Consider the following 7,520-nt stretch of genomic DNA (forward strand, 5'->3'; position numbering starts at 1 on the left):
GAGGCAACGAAGGGAAGGACAGCAAGGATGGCAAGGAAGCGAAGGACGGTAAGGGCAACAACGGCGCAACTGGGAACGGCAGGGGAGCGCCGGCAACGACAGTAGTGACAACGACAGCAACGGTCATGGCAATGGTCATGGCCGTGGCCAACACTGATGTCGCTTTTTGCGCATCGCACCAGGGCTCTGTCTGTTTACAGGCAAGTACCAAACGTGCGTGCCTAGGAGGACTGCATGACCGACACGCAAACGCCGACAGCTTCAGCTCACGAGCAGACTGACCGAAGTATCGAGCTGCTACTATCGCGGCTGGAGCGGTGCGAGCGAAAATTGAAAGCGCTTCAACTTACGATTTCAGGGCTCGCAATTCTGGCATGCGTCCCGCTGTTATTGCATTTCGATAAACCCACGGTGATCAGCGCTAAGTCGGTCATAGCCGAAAGCTTCGCGGTTCAGACCGCGAAGGGCGACATTGTCGCCCAATTCAACGCCGGCCGGGACGGGTCTCCTAGCCTCGCGTTGTTGGATGCCAAAAAGAAGATTCGTCTGATGGCGTGGGTGGGCCCCGGCGGCCCCTCCGTATCGCTGCTGGACGCACAGGAAGTCTCCCGCACATCGCTTTCGCTGAACGAAAAGTCTGACCCGTCACTCTCTATGGCCAATGCTGAAAAGCTTACGCGCAGCGTGCTGGCTATCGACGAGACTGGTTCGGGGCATCTGGTCCTTTACGGCACCGCCGGCGGTCTCGACCTTACAGCCCACAATGGCCGGGTGCGCTGGACGCCGTTGGGCGGTGCCCCGGTCGATACCCCGCCGGCCACGAAATGACTTGGCGAAGGGCCTTCTGTGCATGGAGTCACGTGGCCGGGTCTCCAGTGAGTCAAAGAGGCGATCCGCACCGCGGGCTATGACTTCTGCTCTGCCCCCGACTCAGATCTGCAGCTACACTGCGGCAGCGGGCGCGATGGGCAAAGTGAACGTCAATCCGAGCGCTAGATCGGAGCGGCTTGGATTTCAACGCTCGACCGAACGCACCACGGCCACCTCCACTTCTCTTGCAAACCTCGATGGAGGTCCCCCAGCGGCTACTTCTGAAGTTGGGCTACTCGGTCCTTGGCTGCGAAGCCCAATCGACCGAATGCCGCCCTGGCCGCTGCGGCAGGATAGCGACGAGCAAGACGATTGCAGCGAGAAGTACCACGGAAGCTAAAGGACGACTCAGCGCGAGCCCGCCATGGCTGACTGGCTTGTCCAGAAAATCTCCGACCGTTGCCCCCAGAGGACGGGTAAGAATGAAAGCCGCCCAGAACAGAAACACCCGCGATACCTTCGTCCAGTAGTACAGCGCCGCAAGCACCACAAGTCCCGCACTAAAGAGTAGAGCGCCTCCATCGTATCCCAGTCCGGTGTCGTCAGCGATCCAGTCTCCGAGAGCGGTACCCAAGGTTTGTGAAAACGTAATGGTGATCCAATAGAATAGCTCGGTCTTTGGCGACGTTACCGTGTCGACATTCACCGAGCCCAAAGTCGCATACCATGCACCAAGGGAACAAAGCACACAGGCCAGCAAGATGGATGAGCCCCCTACATAACCGATCCCCAATGAGCGATCAAAGAAATCCGCCAACGCGGTGCCCACGGTGGTGGAAGCAACGATGGCCAGCCAGTAGACCCAAGGATTGAACTTCGACGTTGAAATCTGAGCAATGACTGCGGCAACGAATATAGCCAGAAATATAGCAGTCCCGATCAGATATCCGCCGTTTTGCGCGTTCTGATCTGCGTGGAGCCAGCTCATGGTCACCGCGTCGCCACCCGTTTCCCCCAAAGTGGTGGCAAGGATCTTGATGACCCAGAAGCCGAGCGTGACGGCAGGTACTTTGCTGAGAATGTCATTGGCGCTCTGAAGGTCATTTGCGCTCTGAAACCTCATTTAACGTACTCCTGCATACCTATGTTGCCGCCCCGGACGGCCAACAAACGAAACGCTGCAAGCATATGAAAGTTGCCGCGCAAAGGCTCAGCCGGTGGACCGCCGAAGCGACCGCTTTGGTCGGTCCCAAGCCGCCAGCGGCGCCCGGCTGCAAAATTGCGGTTTACCCCTCTGAACCGATATGCAGCGGCACCGCGTGAACGGAAGCGATGGGCCAACAAGAGACATTCGCAAAGTCACCGACGGCTTGGCAGCATTCGTTGCATGACGCCGTCGCGGTAAATAAAAATGTGAGCGAAGGCTGCGGCCACATGAATGCCGATTGCGATCAGCAACGCCAACTCCGCAATTTGATGCCAACCGTCGATCTGATGGATCGCGGTCGTGTGTTTTTCCGTCAGCATCGGCAGCGGGATAAGATCGAAATAATAGACTGTCCAACCTCGGAACGATGCGAACAGCCAGCCTGTGATGGTTGCGGCGAGAACCAAGATATAAAGCAACCAGTGCACCGCCTCTGAGGAAACTCGCTGCCATGGCGGTAGTGAACTCTCCAGAGCCACCGGGTGGGTGATACGCCAGACCAGCCGCAACAAAATCAACGCGAGAATAGTCAGACCAAAGGAGATATGGAGCGTCATGGCCCTGCCCGGCGGACCCGCATGAACGTCTGGCATAAGCCAACCAATTGAGAACTGAACGGTCAGAAGGGCCACGACGAGCCAATGGAGCACTTTGGCCGGGGTACCGTAATGCAGCCGATCAGTCATAAGGTCCTGTCTCAATGTTTTGCAGGACGCGCTGGGTGCTGTCGTCCAGCACGTGTGCCGATCCGGCGCGGGGCTCAACCACTGTCGCCATCTCTGCGTTCCGCAATAGATATGCTTGCGAGCGCGCCTCATGATCGACTCTTGCACCAACTGCGCCGGGAACATTCGGCAATCCGTGGCGTTGCGGCTTGCCGGCCTAGCGTCGGCGCCATGAACTGGAGAAGTAACCATGGACAAGAAGATCGCTGGCTTACTAGGAGCGGTGGCGTCGCTTGGCACCTTTACCGCTGCCGAGGCCGGTCCTGCACCCGCTCCGGCAGATGTTTTGCGGGCCAACTCATATGCTGACCTGCTGGAACCTATCCCGAACGCCATCGCGCTGCTGCAAGCCGTGGACGAAGCCACACCAGATCCAGCGGCGGGGAACGTCCAGCTTGCCCAATTCTATCATCACCATCATCACCATGATCACCATAGCTTCTATCGGCACCACCACAGCTACTATCCGCGCGTCGTAGTCGTGCCCCGGTATCGCCGATACCACCACCATCACCACCACCACCACCACCACCACAGTTTCTATCGCCGCGACTATTGAACTACGCGCGCCCCACGTGATGAAAACAGGACCGGGAGGTCCTGTTTTTACGCTATTCTCGTCGGGCCTTTTCCTTCGCGGCGCGGTGCAAATGGCGGTAAGTGCCGTCAAACACAGTATTGGTGTCGGACGTCCACTCGGTCCCAGCCGCCAGGTTCGGCCGGTTGGCATAGATGCGCCGCGATTGCAGTTCGCGCTCGGCGCATTCCACCTCACCCATCGGTTCGAGATCGAAATTGGCTTCCTCCGGAATCACGATCATCTGAGCGAATGGTTCGTTCGGCCTGAAAATGTGCGTCCGCCCCTCCGCAGGCGCCTTGAAGACGCAAAAGAAAAGCATCGGCCACCAGTTCCGGATGAGAGCCGGTACCGCGACCGGCACGGTGTCGGTGCGATCGGTATAGAACCGGGGGTGTGGCTCGGTCCGGACCGCCATGCCTTTCTCGACCTTGAGATCGAGCAGTATCTGGTACGTGTAGAAGGCGTCACCGAAATTCCGAAACGGCGGCCACTCGGCTCCGCCGTCCGGCGGATCGCCCCAATCAGCCTGAAGGTCCAGCTGGCCGTCTTTGGTGCTGACGTGGAGTTCAAAGTCGTAGGGGTAAAACAGCTCGACCCCGTATTGGGCTCCTTCCGAGAACGGCACACAGTGCCATACCTGCTCGCGTGAACCGTTTGCCCGCGGATCGCGCTTGCCGGCCCAACCGGGAATCTCAAGCTTGGTCCGGCGCGGTGCTAGACGTGGGTTATTCAGCCGATATTTTACCTTATTCATCGTATCCTCGGCAGGTTAAGCTTGCGAAACTAACAGCTGCCAGTACTGAAGTTCCATCCAAGGGCGGCTCCGCTCATTTGACTGGATATAGCTTGTTGCGCGGCTGCGGAAGATGGCAATGATGTCCGCTTTGGGTCTTAGTTGTGTGGAAACACAGCTTAAAAGGCGTGGTCGACAATGGTTGCAGGGAGCCGTGTTTTCGCGTCGGATCCTCTATCTAATCGGCCGAGGTGGTTATTGCGACGCGCGACGTCACTTTTGGACGCACTTCCCGCCTTCAGGTGGCTCGGATATCCGACATCGAGGAGCGCTGCGTCTGCTCCGCCTGCGGCGGCCGTGGCGCCGATGTCAGGCCCGACTGGACCAGCAAGGGTCCTCGCGCCCTGGCCTCGCGGTGAGGGAACGAGGCTGGCACCACTTACGCCCATCGCCGGAATGAATGCTCGATCTGGCGGAGCATAGCCAAAGCCGCGTCCGTATAGCGCCCATAGGACAACTGCTGGTCCGCAAGACTGGCAGCCGCCAGTACAACAGCAGCTATGGCAACGCCCTTGAACATCGGGAAACGATAGCCTTGCCGAGTAAAAGAGCCGCTAACGGAAGCGCTGCCTCGTCGTCTGGCCCGAGCCGCAGATGTCGCCCGGCAGCTTGTTGACTTATCGCGATTGCTAAATCACGGCCTTGCTCGTCGGCACGGGGCGGGGCTAAGTGATGGGCGACCAAAAGAACTACAATGAGCGCTACTTCCTGCGCTTGTCCAACATGGCCCGTTTGAGCGGCGGCCGCGTGGAGGCTGGCGCTTCGGTGTGAAGGTAATCAGCGACGGCGTCGTTGAGCGGCTCCTCGCCGGTGGTCGGCTCGCAACTGAGGCTCAAGCCGCTGGCAAGCTTACCCTAACCCGCCGAGCAGATCGAGCTGAGCGACGACCTGGCCCTACTGCTGGCGGACGATCTGACGCGCGAGCGTGACGAGGCCATCACGGCGCATCATGGGCTCTTCCGCTTTTGCGTCACCAAGCGCAACGGGATGTTGTGGAGATGCGCGCGGACTCGCACGGCCGGTTCTGTCCTGCCGAGCGCGCGGGCGATCTCGTCGGGCCGAAACCCGTCCGCCGCCATCGCCAGCAGTTTTTGATGCTCTTCCGGTGTCCACCTCCGGACCAACGGATAGCGTGACTGTGCCATTGCTCCGGCGTCCCCAGCCTGTTGCCGGTTTACCCTGGAGTGCAATTGCTGAGTCGCGCTTTAACATATGAGATGACTGAGAATGGCCCCGGACTTAGCCCGCGACAGGCTAGTTCAAGGCCATCTGGAACGATCGGGCGGTGCCACGCTTGAGTTCGCTCGTGCCAGCGCCGCCAAAGACCGGCACGAGGATCTTGGTAGCCCCGGCCTGTCGTCCCCCGTAGGCCGGGGCTCCGCCTGTCCCGAGCACGCGGGTAACTTCGTTCAAGGGTTCGCGACGTGTGGCTGGACTTCCGGTTCTGGCCGTTTCAGCGTGCCTCAAATCGATCGGTGCCTTCTTGGAGGCCGGAACCAGCGGCCTTAACCTGGGTTAAGTGGAACAGTCCGATCAGGAGCTAGCCATGGCGCATCGAGCGAATGCGTCGACCCAAGTACTGGCGCATGCGTGCGGAGGAGTTCCGCACCAAGACCAACAACTGCCAGCATCCTGAAACCAGAGACACGCTGCTCACCGTCGCGGAAAACTATGAAGAGCTGGCCCGCAGGGCCGAGCAAGTCGTGATCTTCGCTGAGCTGGACGAGCGCATCTCAGAAGCTCGCCGCGTGGCGAAGGAATATGCCGACGGGCAGCGCGCTGTCATGAGTCGGGTGCCCGAACTAAGTAAGGTCTACCGTCTCCCCGTTGGCGTGGAACAAGTGTACACTTTGGCACTTAGCTGAGTCCTCTATTGGCGAGGCCGTACCCGTGGATCGTGATTTCAAGAACGAAGGGTTTTCCAGCTTTGAACCTGATCCGGTTAAAGCTTGCGGGGAGTGCGGCAGGAAGCCCAAGTCCGTATTGAAAATGCTAAACCCGCAAGACGGTAAAACGGTGCGCCTGTTCAAGTGCGAATGCGGTGCCCAGACTTGCACTGAGGACAAAGAGTAGGCCTGTATCACCCAGGCGGCAACCAGCCGATATGCACCTTGGCCATGGCACGGAAGATGGTCGAAGGCGGCTGGCTCGAACAGCACGGCCAGCGCTATGAGCCGACAGAGCAAGGGCTGCAAGCGGAATGAACTAGCCTGAGCGCAGGCGCGCATCCCGCCTGATTTTGCCCATACCAATTCTGCACTGATCGGGGCTGACGTTGGGCAAACGCCGGAACTAAAGCGAGCACCGACATTGAAGGCGAAGACCTGCCGGACGATGAAGCGACCTCGCGAGAGGCAACTGCTTTTGAGCTGCTGCCCCAAGCCTAGGAGGACTCCGCAGTTATACGGAGCTTAGTTGGACGCTTCATCAGGCCAAGCGTGGTCTTCCGCTTGTGATGCTGTGGACGGCTCCTCCACGGGCACGAGAGTGCCAAAGACTGGGCGCCGTTTAAGGCTCCCACGATTCGGAGGAGCAACCTATGCAGTCAGTTTCAACGATTGGTCTGGATATCGCGAAGTCGGTCTTCCAAGTACATGGGGTCGATGCGGCCGGCCAGGTGGTCATACGCCGTCAGCTCAAGCGCCGCTTCGTGCTGTCCTTCTTTGAGAAGTTGCCGCCGTGTCTAGTCGGGATCGAGGCTTGCGCTTCATCGCACCACTGGTCCCGCGAGCTGCAGGCGTTGGGGCATACGGTGCGACTGATGCCTCCGGCCTATGTGAAGCCCTACGTCAAGCGGCAGAAGAACGACAGCACCGATGCGGAGGCTATTTGCGAGGCGGTCACAAGGCCCAACATGCGGTTCGTGCCGACCAAGACCACCGAACAACAGGGCTGTCTGATGCTTCATCGCGTACGCCATCTCTTCATTCGCCAGCAGACTGCTGTCATCAACTCGATCCGCGCATATCTGGCCGAGTTCGGGATTGTTGCCCCCGTCGGGCGCAGGGGTGTCGAACAGCTGTTGGAAGTCGTCGCCGATCCAGCTGACCGCCGGGTCCCGGAGGTGGCCCGCGCGTGTCTTGCGGCTCTCGGCGGTCAGTTGCGGGGACTGAAGGCTCAGATCCTGGAGTTCGATAAGCGCATTATTGCCTGGCATCGATCAAACGCGACGAGCAGGCGACTGGATGTGATCCCTGGCGTCGGTCCAGCACTGGCAACGGCGCTAGTCGCAAGCGTTGCCGATGCCACAACCTTCCGATCGGGGCGGGACTTCTCGGCCTGGGTCGGGCTCGTGCCGAAGCAGAACTCTAGTGGGGGCAAGGACAAGCTCGGCCGTATCAGCAAGCAAGGCGATCGCTATTTACGCAGCCTGTTCACAGCGGGCGCACTCGCCGTGATCCGCTA

7 protein-coding genes are annotated in these 7,520 nt (G+C 59.5%); 4 read left to right on the forward strand and 3 right to left on the reverse strand.

The genetic code is table 11. From position 1 onward, the window contains the following. Positions 1-234 precede the first annotated feature (234 nt). A complete protein-coding gene (locus AC0L3J_RS36735) occupies positions 235-828 on the forward strand; it encodes a hypothetical protein (RefSeq protein ID WP_473350335.1) in 594 nt (197 codons plus the stop codon). Between the two features lie 274 nt (positions 829-1,102). On the opposite strand, the gene AC0L3J_RS36740 is transcribed toward AC0L3J_RS36735, so the two are convergent. Beyond that, positions 1,103-1,933 carry a COG4705 family protein gene (locus tag AC0L3J_RS36740; RefSeq protein WP_473350336.1) on the reverse strand — a complete coding sequence of 277 codons (831 nt, stop codon included), beginning with the start codon at positions 1,931-1,933 and terminating at the stop codon, positions 1,103-1,105. A 236-nt stretch (positions 1,934-2,169) separates the two neighbouring features. Then, the gene (locus tag AC0L3J_RS36745) at positions 2,170-2,703 is read right to left on the reverse strand and encodes a cytochrome b (protein WP_473350337.1); all 534 of its coding nucleotides are present in this window, start codon (positions 2,701-2,703) and stop codon (positions 2,170-2,172) included. A 229-nt stretch (positions 2,704-2,932) separates the two neighbouring features. Here AC0L3J_RS36745 and AC0L3J_RS36750 point away from each other — a divergent pair, with 229 nt between their 5' ends. Then, on the forward strand, positions 2,933-3,301 hold the full coding sequence (locus AC0L3J_RS36750) for a hypothetical protein (protein ID WP_473350338.1): 369 nt from the start codon (positions 2,933-2,935) through the stop codon (positions 3,299-3,301). 52 nt (positions 3,302-3,353) lie between these two features. On the opposite strand, the gene AC0L3J_RS36755 is transcribed toward AC0L3J_RS36750, so the two are convergent. Next, entirely contained in the window at positions 3,354-4,076 is a 723-nt protein-coding gene (locus AC0L3J_RS36755) for a hypothetical protein (protein ID WP_473350339.1), read from the reverse strand. 1,601 nt (positions 4,077-5,677) lie between these two features. Between AC0L3J_RS36755 and AC0L3J_RS36760 the strand changes: the two genes are divergently transcribed. Next, the gene (locus AC0L3J_RS36760; RefSeq protein WP_473350340.1) at positions 5,678-5,980 is read left to right on the forward strand and encodes a hypothetical protein; all 303 of its coding nucleotides are present in this window, start codon (positions 5,678-5,680) and stop codon (positions 5,978-5,980) included. A gap of 674 nt (positions 5,981-6,654) precedes the next feature. Further along, the coding region (locus tag AC0L3J_RS36765; protein ID WP_473350341.1) for an IS110 family RNA-guided transposase at positions 6,655-7,520 on the forward strand (866 nt) is incomplete at its 3' end.

It is taken from the genome of Bradyrhizobium sp. Kon37, assembly GCF_055807535.1.